Raw genomic sequence first — 14,364 nt, forward strand, 5'->3', positions numbered from 1 at the left:
GAAGAGTCCGGCGACCTGACCGGTCGAGCGTGGCGCTTATCAGTACCCGCCAGTTACCTCCGAACATGCAATTCTGCGACGAATGCGGCTCCATGATGAAGTCGATGGGGTCGAAGATGGTGTGTGCGAACGACGACTGTCAGGGCACGACCGACAAGGATGAGGAGGTGGCCGCCGACTTCGTCTCGACGGAGGAACAGAGCGGCGACGAAGTCATCGAAACCTCCGAGAACGCCAACTTCGAGGGGAAACCGACGGCCGACGACGTGACCTGCGACGAGTGTGGCCACGGCAAGGCGTGGTACACTATCAAGCAGACCGGCTCAGCCGACGAACCGCCGACGCGGTTCTTCAAGTGCCAAGAGTGCGGCCATCGGTGGCGCGAGTACAGCTAACGGACCGCGATTCGGCCACCTACTCGTTTACTCGTGAGTCGTCTCGTGCGGGCGGCGTCTTCGAGACGACGACCCCGAGGTCCCCGCGGTGGTCGGCGACCGCCCGATAGACCCCTTCCCGGAACTCCTCGTAATCCTTGAAGTTCCGGAGGAACCCGACCAGCGGAGCGAGTTCGTCGGCGACGTTCGACCGGACAAGAGCCTGTTCCAGCGACTCGCCACAGGAGTAGACTTCGCCGTCGGTCAGTAGGTGCGAACACGACTCGTAATCGTCGGGCAGGCGCTCGCGCTGGTCGTCGGACAGTTGCGTGAAGCCGACGACCTCGAAGTCCGAGCGTCGTTCGAAGAAGTCGGCCCACCACGTACAGAATCCGCAGTCGTCGTCGTAAACGAGCGTAGCGTCGTGCATGTTCGAGCGAAAGAGCGTCGGCAACTAATTCCTACTGGAATCGTGTCCGCCGTGACGACCGCGAACTAGGCCACAGACGCTCTGCGGCTCGCTCGTCGCCGTCGATTCGAAGCCCGAACCGGAGTTGCGGTAAACACCAAAGTCTAAATATCGACGCTGAATGTCCGACAGTGGAAACAATGGGAGCGGACGTGACAACTCGTCGAGTCAGTCACTTCGTCGGACGAACTCGTCAAAGTTGAGGCGATTTCGCGCCACGAGCTACCTCCGAAAGTTCGGGCGCTCGTTGACGAGTACAACCGCTTCGACGGGAGTCGAGACGAGTTCCTCTGGAAGTGAGCACACCGGCTCACCACCCACTTCACGTTCTCGTTCGTCTCCGACGAACACGTCCCGACGTGCGGACGGCCAAGACACTAGCGAACGTCGATTCGGTCCTCTTCGAGTGGCAATTTTCACACATACCCGACGTTTTAGCCATCCCAGCGCGTAGGATGTGGTATGGAACTACACGCCAGAGACGTACGTCGGGACGTACGGGAACTCGGCGCGCTTCTCGGAGACGTACTCGAAGGCCAAACGTCCGCCGAGGCGTTCGATGTGGTCGAGTCCGTCCGAACCGAAGCCATCGACTACCGTCGCGGCGAGACCGAGAGCCGCGACGACCTGCGCGCGAATCTTGCCGACCTGCCGCCCGAGCGCGCCGGGGTCGTCGCCCGCGCGTTCGCCACCTACTTCGAACTCATCAATCTCGCCGAGGAGCGCGAGCGCGTCCGGGCCGTCCGCGAGGGGTCCCAAGAGGGAACGCTCTCCGACAGCGTGGCCGAGGCCGCCGAGCGACTGGCCGAGGCGGACGCCGACGCCGAGGAGGTCCAGGGGGTCTTGGACGACGTGCTGGTCGAACCGACGTTCACCGCCCACCCGACCGAGGCCCGCCGAAAGACCGTGAAGGCGAAACTCCGGACGGTCGCCGAGGCCATCGAGACGCTGGACGAGCGCCGCCTGACCGACCGCGAGGAAGCGGCCGTCGAGCGCGACCTCGAAGCCGAAGTGACGAGTCTCTGGCAAACCCCGCAGGTCCGCGAGCGCAGGCCCGAAGTCACCGACGAGGCGCTCAACGTCCAGTGGTACCTCGAAAACACGCTGTTCGACGTGGTCGGAGAGGCCTACGACGAACTGGAGCGCGCGCTCGGCGAGGAGTTCGACGGCGTGGAGGTGCCCAAACTCTTCGAGTTCCGGTCGTGGGCCGGGAGCGACCGGGACGGCAACCCCTACGTCACGCCCCAAGTGACCGCCGAGACGCTGGAACGCCAGCGCGAGGTCGTGGTCTCGCGCTACCGCGAGGAGTGCAAGCGCCTTTCGGGCGTCCTGAGCCAAGACGACCGGAGCGTCGCGGTCGGCGACGAGTTGCGAGAGCGATTGGACGCCGACCGCGAGCGCATGCCGGGCGTCGCCGAGGAGGCCCGCGAGCGCTACCCCGACGAACCCTACCGCCAGAAGTTGCGGTTGATGCGCGAACGCCTTGACCGAGTGGGCGACGTGCGCCCCGGCGGCTACGACGACGCCGACGAACTGTTGGCCGACGTGGACGCCATTGGCGAGAGCCTGCGCGCCAACAGCGCGGAGACGGTCGCGGAGGCCCGCGTGGACCCGCTCCGGCGGCGAGTCGCCACCTTCGGTCTCTCGCTGGCCAGCCTCGACCTGCGCGACCACCAACAGAACCACACTGCGGCGGTCGGCGAGGCGCTGGCCCGCGAGGGTATCGACTACGAGAGCATGGACGAAGACGAGCGCGTCGAGACGCTGACCGAGACCATCCTGCAGGACGACCCCGTCATCGACCTCGAAGCGACCGACGACCTCTCGGAGAGCGCCGAGCGCGTCCTCACGCTCTTTTCCCGGACCGCCGACTGGCAGGCCGAGTACGGCGTGGAGGCCATCGACACCTACTGCATCAGCATGACCGAGGAGCCGAGTCACGTCCTCGAAGTCCTCTTCCTCGCCGACCAGGCCGGAATCGTGGATCTGCCAGGCTACTCGGGTCTCGACGTGGTCCCCCTGCTCGAAACGGAGTCGGCGCTCTCGGGCGCACGCCGAATCATGGGGACGCTCTTCGAGAACGAGGCCTACGCGGCCGCCGTGGAGGCTCGGAAAGGAACCCAGGAAATCATGCTCGGCTACTCGGACTCGAACAAGGAGAACGGCTTCCTCGCGGCGAACTGGAGCCTCTACCGCAACCAGAAGCATCTCGCGGACATCTGCGACGACCACGACGTGCGCCTGCGCCTGTTCCACGGCCGGGGCGGGTCCATCTCGCGGGGCGGCGGCCCGATGAACGACGCCCTGCTCGCGCTCCCGAACGAGACGGTCACGGGCGAGGTCAAGTTCACCGAACAGGGCGAGGCCATCGCCGAGAAGTACGCCAACCCGAAAATCGCCGAGCGGAACCTCGAACAGATGCTCAACGCCCAGATTCGGGCGCGCCACGAGGCCGTCCGGGAACCAGTCGAGGACGTGCCCGACGAGTGGGCCGCGGCGATGGAGACCGCGGCGGACGCCGCCCGCGAGTCCTACCGGGACCTGCTCGAAACCGAGGGGTTCGTCTCGTACTTCGAGGACGCGACGCCAATCGAGGTCATCGAGGAACTGAACCTCGGGTCGCGTCCGGCCTCCCGGTCGGGCGAGCGCACGGTTGAGGACCTGCGGGCGATTCCGTGGGTGTTCTCGTGGACGCAGGCCCGGTGTATCCTGCCGGGGTGGTACTCGTTGGCGTCCGGGTTGGACGAATATCTCGACGCAGGCGGCGACGCCGAGACCCTGCGCGAGATGTACGCCGAGTGGCCGTTCTTCCGGACGATGGTGGACAACGCCGCCCTTGCGCTGGCCCGGACCGACCTCGACATCGCTGCGGAGTACGCCCAACTCGCGCCCGCCGACCGGCGCGAGCAGTTCTTCCCGCGAATCGAATCGGAGCACGAGCGCGCGGTCGAACTCGTGACGACTATCGCCGACCGCGACGGCCTGCTGACGCGCGAATGGCTCGAAGAGAGTCTGGAACGCCGGAACCCCTACGTGGACCCGCTGAACCTGCTCCAGACGAAACTGCTCTCGCAGTCCCACCTCACTCCCGAGGAAGAGCGAACGCTCCGACTGACTGTCAAGGGAATCGCGGCCGGGATGAAGAATACGGGGTAGCGACCTAGAAACGCCTTTTGTCGGCCTACAGCTTCGAGACCGTGTCGTCGAGGTCGGTAATCATCATCACCTGCTCCTCGGTCGCGGTGGCGATGGTGTCCACCTCTTCGGAGACTCGGTCGGCCTTGTCCGCGGCGTCGTCTATCATGCTGGCGACCTCTTCCGTGCTGGCGGCCTGCTGGTCGGTCGCGTCGGTAATCTCGCCCATCCCGGTCGCCGTCTCGGTGGCGGCGTCCACGATGCGCTCTAACTTGTCGCCGGTCTGCTCGACCGCATCTACCGTATCGGCGATGGAGCGTTCGCTCTCGCCGAGACTGTCGAGCGTACTCTGGGCGCGGTCCTCGATGCGTCCGACCATCGACTCGATTTCGGAGGCGCGGGTCTGGGACTCCTCGGCGAGGGTCTTGACCTCCTCGGCGACGACCGCGAACCCGTCTCCGGCCTCGCCCGCGCGGGCGGCCTCGATGGAGGCGTTGAGCGCGAGCAGGTTGGTCTGGTCGGCCACGTCGTTTATCATGTCCACGGCGTCGCCGATTTCCTCCACGGCGTTCTGGAGCGCTTGGGCGTCCTCGACGATGCTCTCGCGGGCCTCGTCGGTCTCCTTGGTCGCCTCGATGGCGCGCTGGCCGAGTTCTTGGCCCTCTTCGGCGAGTTGTTGGGCCTCGCGGCTCTGCTCGCCGACCTCGTCGGCGCTGGCCGCTATCTCCTCGATGGTGGCGCTCTGCTTGGAGACCTCGCTGGCAATCTGGCTCATCCGGTCAGACTGCTCGTCGGTGAGTTGACTGATTTCTTGGGCGCTCTGGTTCACGTCCTCCGAGGACTCGTCCAAGTCGGCCACGGTCGCTTGGGTCTTCTCGCCGACCGCCTGCGCGCGGTCGAGTCGCTGTTCGAGGTCGTCGTTCTGTTGAGCTAGCTCCTCGTTCTCTTCGCGCAGTCGCTCGACCTCCGCTTGCAGGTCCTCGTCGCCGTCTTCGTCGCTCTCGTAGGCGTCGAGACCGACGCCCGCGTCGAGCGCGAACAGGCGCGCGAGCGAGGAGACTTCCTCGAACGTCTCGCCGATGTGGGTGTTGACCTGCTCGACCAGTACGTCGAGGTCGCCTGCGCTCGCGTCGTCGGCGACGACCGCGCCCCCGTCGGTCGCCGTTTCCTCGTTCTCGCCGTCGCCCTCGCTCGTCGGCGCGAGTTCTCGGACCGCTCGCTCGATATCCGCTTCGAGCGATTCGCGCAGGGCGGGGAGGACCGCCTCGAACCAGCGAGCGTGACTGCAGAGATACGCCGACCGTGACAGACCGACCGCGTCGTGGGCCGCGCCGAACCGTCCCCGAGCGGCGAATCCGTCGGCGTCGAACTCCGCGGCGGTCAGCGAAACGCCGAGGTCCGCGAGCGCCGCGGCCTGCTCGTCGTCCACCTCCTCGCGGGTCTCGTACGCTTCCAGAAGGCGGTCCACGATTGCGCCCTCTCGGTGGTCGAGGGAGAGACCCGCGAGCGTTTCGGAGTCGGTATCGTCGAACCCGACGAGAGACTTTCGCGCGTTGAGTTCGCCCGGAGCGACCGCGACTTCGTCGTCTGATTCGGTTGAGATTTTGGCCATTTTAGCTAATCATAAAATATCTATCTCGGAACTTAAATCAATACGGTTTCGAATGGCGGCAACAATCGTTACGGATGTCGCTGACCTTCTTCGGGGGACGAAACATGACCGACGACCAATCACTCGACCTCGACAGACGCAACTTTCTAAAGCGGAGCGCCGTCGGCGCGTTCGGGTTCGCCGGATTCGCCGCGCAGGACGAACCGAGTCGAACCCGGTTCACCCGCCGGATGGCGTTCAACTATCCCGAGCGACTCGACGCGTCTCTCAGGCGGAAGATAATCCTGCTGACCGACCGGACGAACGAGAATCCCGACGTGAGTGAGGTGAGCGACTGTCAGTTCTCGAACTGGCCCCCCGAGAGGCTGACCCTCTGGGAAGGCATCATCGTCGAGTGGGAGGGCGCGCCGCAGGGACTCTTCGGAACGACGACTTCCGAGGTGCGCGCCCAGCAACTGGTCGAACGCAAGCAGATATACGTGGACGAACAGGACACGCCGCCCGAACTGGGGACGCCGTACATCGTCAACCGTCTCGAAACCTGTCCGGGAGACACCGCTGGCGTGACCGCCACCCAACTTCCGGGTATCGACATCAAGACTGGTCCCGGCGTGAGTACCGGCAAGCGGTCGAAGAGCAACTAACTCGAACCCTCGCCCGACTGGCGCTGAAACGGAACGGTTCGACAAGACCGACCCCGATGTTCAAGTACGAGGACGCGACGAACCTTGCCCGGACGCTCCGTGCGGTCGTCCGGAGTCGCGGCCGGAGACCGACAGTCCGACTACCCCGAAAGGGCTGAGCCAGACACCGCGCGAGCGACGGCTACTCAGGACGGAAACGGGCAGAGACTCGCGGTCAGCACCGCTCGCTTGTCGGTCTCGTTGCGCGCGCCGTGAACCTCGCCGCGGTCGTGGAGGACGACGCCGGGAGCCTGAACTGTCTCCTCGTCGTCACCCTGAATCACCGTGACCGCGCCTTCGAGGACGTGGAAAACGTTGGTCGCGTCGGCGTGTTCGTGGGGCGATAGCTCCGCGCCGGGACCGAGCGCGAACGCCTTCACCAGCACGTCGTCGGTCACGGCTACTTCCGTATCTATAAGCTGTCCGTCGTCCGGGTCGAGGTCCGGGTAGCGGTCGAGTCCCATGTCACGGCAGACGCCAGGACGAGTCTTAAAAGTGGGCGGAGGGACAGCTCGGCCGGTCCGAAAGCGGGGCGGCGGTCGATGGGTGCGGTTAGTGTGCCTCTGAGCGTCGCAGACGACGAGCAGCGGCGAGGGAGTCGGCTGTCGCGCTGGCGGGACCGGACCGGTGGGCGAGCGGCCCGGCCGGGTAGACTCGCCGCCGCTGGTCGTGCCGGGACGTGTGGTTGCGGTCGTCGATGCACTGTCGGGAGCGGACGACAGCGCGAGTCGCGCTGACCGCATCGACTCGTAGGAATCGCGTCCACTTGAACTGAGACGACCGTCCAGACAGTTCAGCCCCGTTCACTGACGGAGTGAACGGTCGTGAACTGTTCAACGGTCGCGTAGGTCTGTGACCGCGGTTGGTCGTCTCGGAAACTCAGCGTTGGGAAGAACAGTCGCTTCCCGCCGTCACGACGAGCGGCGGCCCTATCGGGACAGCGACTACGTGCGATGCTCGCCGACGAATCCGTTCGAGAAGGCGATCCACGCCAGCACGCTCACGAACAGGATGGGCGGCAGGATGGCGAACCCCCAGAGCGGGTCGATGCCCCACGCGAGCAACAGGACCACGTCGAACAGCCCGAGCGCCAGAAACGGTAGGACGGCCAGCGCCGCCCGCTTGCGGTTTACCGACCCCGAAGATGGGAAGCGATTCTCCATGTTCGAACGACCGGTCCGCACCGACAAAAAGCGTCCGTTCCCGAGGGCAGTCGAGGCGTCGGCGTGCGACGCCCACACTCCGGTGGAGTCGGTCGAAGAGCCTCGCGGGGACAGTAATTTGAGGTATGATATTGTACCTCGTGGTATGGCGACTGCGACCCAACTCGAAGCCGAATCCGGCAGCGAGGCGGGCGTCTGGTGGCTCGACCTCGGAAGCGTCAACGCCTATCTCGCCGACGACGGCGGCGACCTCGTGTTGGTCGATGCCGGAACTCCGCGAAACGCAGGTGACATCCGCGACGGCATCCGCAAGGCGGGCTATCACGTCTCGGACGTGGCCCGCGTTCTCGTTACGCATTACGACGTGGACCACGTCGGCGCGCTCTCGAAACTCGGACTGGACGCGCCCGTCTACGTCGGCCGGGCCGACGCCGAGATACTGGCGGGCCAGCGGAAACCGAGCGCGCGCAACCACAAGGGCCTGCTCCAGCGCGCGGCCGACGCCCTCGTCTCGGTACCGGACCTGCCCATCCGGCCGGTTGAGGACGGCGACCAAATCGGCGGATTCACGGCGTACCACACGCCGGGACACTCGCCGGGCCACACGGCTTACGTCGCCGAGTCGCCGAGTGTGGCCTTCCTCGGCGATTTGGTCCGCGAGGAGGGCGGCAAGTTAGAGACCTCGCCGTGGGCCATCAGCTACGACACCGGCGAGGTGGCCCGGAGCGTCCGGCGGTTGTCCGACACCGCACCCGACTTTGAGGTGGCCGCGATGGGCCACGGGACGCCAATCATGCGCGGCGGGAGCGAGCGACTGCGGGAGTTGGCCGAGCGCGTGTAGCGAGTGCCGACAAATCGCACACCCCCGGACGTTTACGTGTGACGAGCGAGTCGGTCGAACCGATGAGCGACCGAGACGCGGTTCGTCGAGCCTACGACGAGATGGCCGAGACCTACGCCGCCGAGCGCTCCGAGCGGGGTCGTGGAGTGGAGATTCTGACGGCGTTTCTGGACTCGCTTCCGGAGAACCCCCGCGTCCTCGACGCCGGATGCGGACAGGGAACGCCGGTTCTCCGCCGAGTCGCCGAGTCGGGCGACCCGGTGGGTCTCGACTTCTCGCGCGAGCAGTTGGGACTCGCGTACGAAACCGTCCCCGGCGCACCGCTCGTCCGGGGCGACATGACCGCGCTCCCCCTCGAAGCGGACGCGTTCGACGCCGTGACCGCCTTCCACTCGTTGATTCACGTCCCCTCGGGCGACCACGAGACGGTCCTCGCGGAGTTCGCGCGCGTCGTCCGACCCGGCGGGCGCGTCCTTCTGACAGAGGGTATCGAGGAGTGGTCCGGGGCGAATCCGGATTGGCTCGACAGCGGCGTCGAGATGCGATGGGACATCGCCGGGGTCGAGGAGACGAAAAATCAATTGGAACGCGCCGGGTTCACGGTCGAAGACGAGTGGCGCGTTACCGACGAACTGGCCGACGACGAGGTTGAAAAACCGTTTCTCGAAGCGCGGTTAGAAGGGTGAAATCGCTCTCAGGCCGCCAGTTCCTCGGCGACGGCTTCCGCCGACAGCAGTTGCGGGTCCACGATGAGGTCGGCCTGTCCGCGGGCGAAGTCCGGCAGGTCGTCGTCGGTGTAGACGACGACGTGCAGGTCGTCGGTGAGGTCCTTGGCGACCGGGATGGCCGTCGCGCCCGCCGTCTCGGTCAGGACCAGCGTGTCGGCGTCGGTGATTCCGGCCGCTTCGAGCGCGGGACGGTTCGGGGAGTCCTCGATGCGGGTCAGTTCGACGCCCTCGGTTTCGAGCGCGTCGCCCAGTCCGTCTCGGTCGGGACCGAGAAGAATTGCCTTCATCGTCTCACTCGTACTCGATGGTCGCGGGCGGCTTGTGGGTCACGTCGTAGACCACCCGCGAGACGTTGTCGTTCTGTCCCGTGATGCGACTCTGGATGCGCTGAAGCGTCTCCCAGTCGATTTCTTGGGCGCGCGCGGTCATGCCGTCTCGACTCTCGACCGAGCGTACCGAGACCACGTAGCCGTGGACGCGGTTGTCGCCCTTGACGCCGGTTGCCTTGCCGAGGACCGCGGCGAACGCCTGCCACGGGTCGTACTCTTCCAGTTCCTCTTCGACGACGTGAGTCGCCTCGCGGGCGACCTCCAACTTCTCGTCGGTGACCTCTCCGAGGATGCGGACCGCGAGACCCGGACCGGGGAACGGCATGCGCTCGGCGATAATCTCTTCGAGGTCGAGTTCGCGGGCGACTTCTCGGACCTCGTCCTTGTAGAGGTCGCGCATCGGTTCGACGATGCCCTCGAAGTCCACCACGTCGGGCAGGCCGCCGACGTTGTGGTGGGACTTGATGGTGCCCTCGCTCTCGATGCGGTCGGGGTAGATGGTCCCCTGCACGAGGAACTGGGCATCGGTCTCCTCGGCGACCGTCTCGAACTCCCGAATGAACTGCTCACCGATGGCGTGGCGCTTCTTCTCGGGGTCGGTGACGCCCGCGAGTACGTCGAGGAAGCGGTCTTTCGCGTCCACGATGCGGAGACTGTCCATGTAGTCGAACGTCTCCCGAATCTCGTCGGTCTCGCCCTTTCGCATCAGGCCGGTATCGACGTAGACCGGGGTGAGTTGGTCGCCGACGGCCTCGTAGGCCAGCGCGGCGGCCGTCGAAGAATCGACGCCGCCCGACAGCGCGATGACGGCGTTGGCGTCGCCGACCTGTTCACGAATCTCTGCGATCTTCTCGTCGATGAATTCCTCTGTGTTGACCATCAGGCTTCGACCTCCTCGGCGTTTTTCGCGTCTGTTTCGGACTCGTCCAGCACGGCCTCAAGCAGGCCGACGAACGGCGGACTTGCGCGGGTCGGCCGCGACCGGAACTCGGGGTGGAACTGCGTGCCGACGAAGTACGGATGGTCGGCCAGTTCCACAATCTCCATGCGGTTGCCCGACTGCCCCGAGAACACGAGGTCGGTGTCCTCAAACTGCTCGAAGTATTCGGGGTTGACCTCGTAGCGGTGGCGGTGGCGCTCCGTGCAGGACGTGCCGCCGTAGATTCGCTCCGCGACGGTTCCGGATTCGATGTCGGTCTCGTGGGCACCGAGTCGCATCGTCCCGCCGAGGTCTTCGAGGTCGTACTGCTCGGGTAGGAGGTCGATGACCGGGTGGGGCGTGTCCGGTTCGAGTTCCGCAGAGTGTGCGCCCTCCAGTCCGAGGACGTTCCGGGCGAACTCCACGACCGCGAGTTGGAAGCCAAGACAGAGACCGAGGTAGGGCACGCCGTTCTCGCGGGCGTACCGAACGGCCTCGATTTTCCCCTCCGTGCCGCGAGAGCCGAATCCGCCGGGGACGACGACGCCGTCGGCCTCGCGGAGGCGCTGTTCGTGGTCGTCGTCCATCTGCTCGGAATCGACCCACCGGACGTTCACGTCCACGTTCTTCTCCAGTCCGGCGTGCTTGAGCGCCTCGTTGACCGACATGTAGGCGTCTTCGAGGTCGTACTTGCCGACGAGCGCGATGTCCACTTCGCCGTGGGTGTCTTGAGTGACGAGGTTGCGCCACGTATTGTCGCGCTCGTCCTTCGGAAGCGCGTCGTCGGCGAGGTCGAATCGGTCCATCACGTACTCGTCGAGACCTTCTTCTTCGACCATCAGCGGGACGTGATAGATATCTTTCACGTCAGGGTTCGAGAAGACGGCGTCAGTCGGTACGTCGCAGAACAGCGCGATTTTCTCCTTGGTCGAGGGGTCGAGTTCGTCCTCGCCGCGCCCGACCAGAATGTCCGGTTGGAGTCCGATGGAGCGCAGTTCCTTCACGGAGTGTTGGGTCGGCTTGGTCTTCTGCTCGCCGTTCTTCGAGTAAGGAACGAGCGTGACGTGCGTCAGCAGGAAGTCCTCCTCGTCTTCCTCGTGGGCGAACTGCCGGAGGGCTTCGAGGAACGGCATTCCCTCAATGTCGCCCACCGTACCGCCGACCTCCACGATGCACACGTCGTGGCCCTCGGCGGCCTCCCGAATCCGGCGCTTGATGTCGTCGGTGACGTGGGGAATAATCTGGACGGTCTTGCCCAGATAATCGCCCGCGCGCTCCTTCTCGATGACGTGCTGGTAGGTCTTGCCCGTGGTGACGTTGTGGTCGAACGTCATGTCGATGTCGAGGAATCGCTCGTAGTTCCCCAAATCGAGGTCCACCTCGCCACCGTCCTTGAGGACGTACACCTCGCCGTGCTGGAAGGGGTTCATCGTCCCCGCGTCCACGTTGAGGTAGGGATCGACTTTGACCGCGGTCACGTCGAATCCGGCGTTGGCCAGCAGACGGCCGGTGCTGGCGGCGGTGATACCCTTGCCGAGTCCCGACATGACGCCCCCGGTAACGAAGATGAACTTGTTCCCGAGAGAAGGGTCGTAATCAGTTTCCGGTTCTGTCGGCATACTGGGTGTCGGCGGCCGCTGTTCAAAACGATTTCGGAGCGAGAAAGGACCGTCAGAGGGTGGCACGATTGGGGCGCTCGAACGGCGGAAATACTCGTCTAGCGGGCCGCTCGCCGGACGCTATCCCAATCTTCTTTATCGAGCAGTGGGAGGAAAACCCGATGGAAAACGGACCAACTCGCAGGCGCGTCCTCGGTTCGCTCGCGGCCGTGGCAACGGGTAGCGTCGCGGGCTGTTCGAGCGACTCGCCGCCCGGTTCGGACGGACCGAATAACGGTGGCTCCGAGACCGACCCCGCGCGCGGCGCGTCGGAGACGACCGCCGCCGACGCCGACAGCGTCTACACGCGGGTCTACCGGAAGACCTCTGACTCTGTCGCGCTGATTCGCACGCCGAGCGGGTCGCAAGGGTCGGGGTTCCTCTACGACGACCGCCACTACGTCACTAACTACCACGTCATCGGGTCGGCCGACCGCGTGAGCGTCCAGTTCGACGACGCACTCTCGCGGGTCGGCCGCGTCGTCGGCCGCGACCCCCGGAGCGACCTCGCGGTCGTTGAGGTGGACGTGCCCGACGGCATCGCGTCGCTGGACCTGACTGACTCGGAGACGCCAATCGGCACCCGCGTCGCGGTCGTCGGCAGTCCCTACGGTCTCCGAGGGTCGCTCACCTCCGGCATCGTCAGCGGCGTGGACCGACAGGTGGCGAGTCCCGTCGGCGACTACCGGATTCCCAACGGCATCCAGACCGACGCGCCGGTCAACCCCGGCAACTCCGGCGGGCCGCTCGTGAACCTCTCGGGCGACGTATTGGGCGTCGTCAACTCCGGGGGCGGCGACAACATCGCGTTCGCTATCTCCGCGTCGCTGGTGCGCCGGGTGGTCCCGGCGCTCATCGCCGACGGCGAGTACGACCACCCGTTCCTCGGCGCGCGCGCGACGACGGTCACGGAACTGGTCGCGCGAGCGAACGAGTTCCCCACCGCCGAGGGCGTTCTCGTGGTGGACGTTCCGGCGGGCGTCCCGGCCGAGGGGCAACTTCGGCCCTGTACGAGCGTCAAGCAGGTTGAGGGATTCCGCGTCCCGGTCGGCGGCGACGCCATTCTTGCCGTCGAGGGAACGACGATTCGAACCGAGAAGGACCTCCACGCATACCTCGCGCTGGAAGCGAGTCCGGGCGACACGCTGTCGGTCGAGGTCCGGCGCGACGGCGGGACGACGACCGTTCCGGTCGAAATCGGCGAGCGTCCGGAACTGGTCGCGTAAAGTGCTGAAAGTCGTCGCCGTCTCTTCCTCGGCCGTTCAGTCGTCTTCCCAAGGGTAGTTCTGGCCGCCGCCCTCGTAGGGTTCGTTCTTCGGGTGTGTTGGGCCGTTACTACTCGATTTCTTCGCGTTAGCTCGGAGTTGGAGGGCGAACGCGAGGAGAAAGCAGAGATTCGCGGCGACCTGAAACGCGAACGTCTCGAACGGCGTCGCACAGTCGGTGACGCATCGTGGATTGTTCGCTACGGAGAACGGAATCAACCCAATGAAGACCAGCGGATACGCGATTTCCTCTTCCAGTTTCAGCGACCCCTCCGCGCGAAGTGAGAAGACGAGGGCGGTGAGACTCGCTCCCGAAACGAACAGAGCGAGGTTGACCATCGAGAGGAGTTTCATATCGGAAATCAACGCTCTTCTGAAATGACTGTATCGTTACCCGAGCTGTTCGACCAGAAACGCGCCGACGGCGTCGGCCACCTTCGCGTGCTGGCCGACGAAGAAGTGGTCGGCGCTCATCTCCACGGTCTCGCACTCTAACTCTTTCGCGCGCTCGACCAGCGGCCGCCAGTCGGCCGTGTCGTCTCGCGTGCCGTAGACGACCTGCACCGGTCCTTCTACGTCTGCTAGCGCCTCGGCGGCGTCCAAGTCCTCGGCCAACCGTGAGGCGGGCGCGAGCAGAGAGACGGCGTCCGGTTGGGGGTCGGTTGTCGCGGCCGCGAGGGTCGCCATCGCGCCGCCGAAACTGAACCCGAAGACGCCCACGCGGTCGTACCGCTCGCGCGCCCACCGCAGGGCGTTGCGGGCGTCCTCGCGCTCGCCATACCCCTCGTCCCAGTCGTCGTAGTCGAACCGCAGGCAGGCGATTCCGGACTCGACGAGGGCTTCGCTGACGGCGGTCAGGCGCTTGTCGCCGCGGTGGCCGCGGTGCTGTGGATGAGGCGGGCAGGCGACGACTATCCGCGAGGCGCTGTGCGCCTTGGTCTCGTCGGGCGGCGAAGCCGCGAGGTCGGCGTTCGCGTCGGCGTCGGGCGTGTCGAGGGTCGCGCGCACGTCGCGGCCGCCGGGAATCGGCAGGTCCTCGGAGTGCATGGCCGGTCGTTGTGGAAGCGTCCGGATAAGGGTTGTATTCCGGCTCTGGTGCGAGTGAGCTGGAGACACGGACCGCAGGAGGAGTTTCGGTAGAGAAATTTCCGCTCGTTCGTGGTGTCGAGACCCCCCGACGACCCCGCC

16 protein-coding genes are annotated in these 14,364 nt (G+C 65.6%); 7 read left to right on the plus strand and 9 right to left on the minus strand.

Features of this window, described 5'->3' with window-relative positions; all coding sequences use genetic code 11:
- Positions 1-65: 65 nt before the first annotated feature.
- Positions 66-395 carry a transcription factor S gene (locus EP007_RS04055; protein ID WP_128476433.1) on the plus strand — a complete coding sequence of 110 codons (330 nt, stop codon included), beginning with the start codon at positions 66-68 and terminating at the stop codon, positions 393-395.
- 19 nt (positions 396-414) lie between these two features.
- On the opposite strand, the gene EP007_RS04060 is transcribed toward EP007_RS04055, so the two are convergent.
- Positions 415-804 carry a DCC1-like thiol-disulfide oxidoreductase family protein gene (locus EP007_RS04060; protein WP_128476434.1) on the minus strand — a complete coding sequence of 130 codons (390 nt, stop codon included), beginning with the start codon at positions 802-804 and terminating at the stop codon, positions 415-417.
- 501 nt (positions 805-1,305) lie between these two features.
- Here EP007_RS04060 and ppc point away from each other — a divergent pair.
- A complete protein-coding gene (gene ppc, locus EP007_RS04065; RefSeq protein ID WP_128476435.1) occupies positions 1,306-3,999 on the plus strand; it encodes a phosphoenolpyruvate carboxylase in 2,694 nt (897 codons plus the stop codon).
- Between the two features lie 25 nt (positions 4,000-4,024).
- Here the strand turns inward: ppc and EP007_RS04070 are convergent, their stop codons facing one another.
- Positions 4,025-5,590 carry a methyl-accepting chemotaxis protein gene (locus EP007_RS04070; protein ID WP_243700443.1) on the minus strand — a complete coding sequence of 522 codons (1,566 nt, stop codon included), beginning with the start codon at positions 5,588-5,590 and terminating at the stop codon, positions 4,025-4,027.
- 104 nt (positions 5,591-5,694) lie between these two features.
- On the opposite strand from EP007_RS04070, the gene EP007_RS04075 reads away from it, so the two are divergent.
- On the plus strand, positions 5,695-6,234 hold the full coding sequence (locus EP007_RS04075) for a hypothetical protein (RefSeq protein ID WP_128476436.1): 540 nt from the start codon (positions 5,695-5,697) through the stop codon (positions 6,232-6,234).
- A gap of 185 nt (positions 6,235-6,419) precedes the next feature.
- On the opposite strand, the gene EP007_RS04080 is transcribed toward EP007_RS04075, so the two are convergent.
- Positions 6,420-6,737 carry a cupin domain-containing protein gene (locus tag EP007_RS04080; RefSeq protein WP_128476437.1) on the minus strand — a complete coding sequence of 106 codons (318 nt, stop codon included), beginning with the start codon at positions 6,735-6,737 and terminating at the stop codon, positions 6,420-6,422.
- A 163-nt stretch (positions 6,738-6,900) separates the two neighbouring features.
- Here EP007_RS04080 and EP007_RS18100 point away from each other — a divergent pair, with 163 nt between their 5' ends.
- Complete coding sequence (locus EP007_RS18100) at positions 6,901-7,026, plus strand: hypothetical protein (RefSeq protein ID WP_281062932.1); 126 nt, start codon at positions 6,901-6,903, stop codon at positions 7,024-7,026.
- A 191-nt stretch (positions 7,027-7,217) separates the two neighbouring features.
- Here the strand turns inward: EP007_RS18100 and EP007_RS04085 are convergent, their stop codons facing one another.
- Positions 7,218-7,436, minus strand: a complete 219-nt coding sequence (locus tag EP007_RS04085) for a hypothetical protein (RefSeq protein WP_128476438.1) — start codon at positions 7,434-7,436, stop codon at positions 7,218-7,220.
- Positions 7,437-7,581: 145 nt separating this feature from the next.
- Between EP007_RS04085 and EP007_RS04090 the strand changes: the two genes are divergently transcribed.
- Both EP007_RS04090 and EP007_RS04095 read left to right on the plus strand, forming a co-directional pair.
- Positions 7,582-8,277 carry an MBL fold metallo-hydrolase gene (locus tag EP007_RS04090; protein WP_128476439.1) on the plus strand — a complete coding sequence of 232 codons (696 nt, stop codon included), beginning with the start codon at positions 7,582-7,584 and terminating at the stop codon, positions 8,275-8,277.
- 62 nt (positions 8,278-8,339) lie between these two features.
- On the plus strand, positions 8,340-8,963 hold the full coding sequence (locus EP007_RS04095) for a class I SAM-dependent methyltransferase (protein ID WP_128476440.1): 624 nt from the start codon (positions 8,340-8,342) through the stop codon (positions 8,961-8,963).
- Between the two features lie 8 nt (positions 8,964-8,971).
- Here the strand turns inward: EP007_RS04095 and EP007_RS04100 are convergent, their stop codons facing one another.
- From EP007_RS04100 to EP007_RS04110, 3 genes are read right to left on the minus strand one after another with little or no spacing between them, the layout of a single operon-like run.
- Positions 8,972-9,292 (minus strand): DUF7126 family protein, encoded by a 321-nt coding sequence (locus EP007_RS04100; RefSeq protein ID WP_128476441.1) that lies wholly within the window; start codon positions 9,290-9,292, stop codon positions 8,972-8,974.
- A gap of 4 nt (positions 9,293-9,296) precedes the next feature.
- Complete coding sequence (guaA, locus tag EP007_RS04105) at positions 9,297-10,214, minus strand: glutamine-hydrolyzing GMP synthase (protein ID WP_128476442.1); 918 nt, start codon at positions 10,212-10,214, stop codon at positions 9,297-9,299.
- Entirely contained in the window at positions 10,214-11,872 is a 1,659-nt protein-coding gene (locus tag EP007_RS04110; RefSeq protein ID WP_128476443.1) for a CTP synthase, read from the minus strand. Before EP007_RS04110 ends, guaA begins: the two co-directional genes overlap by 1 nt.
- A gap of 161 nt (positions 11,873-12,033) precedes the next feature.
- Here EP007_RS04110 and EP007_RS04115 point away from each other — a divergent pair, with 161 nt between their 5' ends.
- Positions 12,034-13,137, plus strand: coding sequence for a S1C family serine protease (locus EP007_RS04115; RefSeq protein ID WP_128476444.1), 1,104 nt, complete (start codon positions 12,034-12,036; stop codon positions 13,135-13,137).
- A 36-nt stretch (positions 13,138-13,173) separates the two neighbouring features.
- On the opposite strand, the gene EP007_RS04120 is transcribed toward EP007_RS04115, so the two are convergent.
- Positions 13,174-13,530 (minus strand): hypothetical protein, encoded by a 357-nt coding sequence (locus tag EP007_RS04120; protein WP_128476445.1) that lies wholly within the window; start codon positions 13,528-13,530, stop codon positions 13,174-13,176.
- Between the two features lie 36 nt (positions 13,531-13,566).
- Positions 13,567-14,223, minus strand: a complete 657-nt coding sequence (locus EP007_RS04125; protein ID WP_128476446.1) for an alpha/beta hydrolase — start codon at positions 14,221-14,223, stop codon at positions 13,567-13,569.
- Positions 14,224-14,364: the final 141 nt, after the last annotated feature.

The sequence above is a fragment of the Halorussus pelagicus genome (assembly GCF_004087835.1).
GTDB classification, from domain to species: domain Archaea; phylum Halobacteriota; class Halobacteria; order Halobacteriales; family Haladaptataceae; genus Halorussus; species Halorussus pelagicus.

Coding starts and splice junctions, on each gene's coding strand:
- EP007_RS04055 (WP_128476433.1), top strand. CDS start 66: ATGCAATTCTGCGACGAATGCGGCTCCATGATGAAGTCGATGGGGTCG.
- EP007_RS04060 (WP_128476434.1), bottom strand. CDS start 804: ATGCACGACGCTACGCTCGTTTACGACGACGACTGCGGATTCTGTACG.
- ppc (WP_128476435.1), top strand. CDS start 1,306: ATGGAACTACACGCCAGAGACGTACGTCGGGACGTACGGGAACTCGGC.
- EP007_RS04070 (WP_243700443.1), bottom strand. CDS start 5,590: ATGGCCAAAATCTCAACCGAATCAGACGACGAAGTCGCGGTCGCTCCG.
- EP007_RS04075 (WP_128476436.1), top strand. CDS start 5,695: ATGACCGACGACCAATCACTCGACCTCGACAGACGCAACTTTCTAAAG.
- EP007_RS04080 (WP_128476437.1), bottom strand. CDS start 6,737: ATGGGACTCGACCGCTACCCGGACCTCGACCCGGACGACGGACAGCTT.
- EP007_RS04085 (WP_128476438.1), bottom strand. CDS start 7,436: ATGGAGAATCGCTTCCCATCTTCGGGGTCGGTAAACCGCAAGCGGGCG.
- EP007_RS04090 (WP_128476439.1), top strand. CDS start 7,582: ATGGCGACTGCGACCCAACTCGAAGCCGAATCCGGCAGCGAGGCGGGC.
- EP007_RS04095 (WP_128476440.1), top strand. CDS start 8,340: ATGAGCGACCGAGACGCGGTTCGTCGAGCCTACGACGAGATGGCCGAG.
- EP007_RS04100 (WP_128476441.1), bottom strand. CDS start 9,292: ATGAAGGCAATTCTTCTCGGTCCCGACCGAGACGGACTGGGCGACGCG.
- guaA (WP_128476442.1), bottom strand. CDS start 10,214: ATGGTCAACACAGAGGAATTCATCGACGAGAAGATCGCAGAGATTCGT.
- EP007_RS04110 (WP_128476443.1), bottom strand. CDS start 11,872: ATGCCGACAGAACCGGAAACTGATTACGACCCTTCTCTCGGGAACAAG.
- EP007_RS04115 (WP_128476444.1), top strand. CDS start 12,034: ATGGAAAACGGACCAACTCGCAGGCGCGTCCTCGGTTCGCTCGCGGCC.
- EP007_RS04120 (WP_128476445.1), bottom strand. CDS start 13,530: ATGAAACTCCTCTCGATGGTCAACCTCGCTCTGTTCGTTTCGGGAGCG.
- EP007_RS04125 (WP_128476446.1), bottom strand. CDS start 14,223: ATGCACTCCGAGGACCTGCCGATTCCCGGCGGCCGCGACGTGCGCGCG.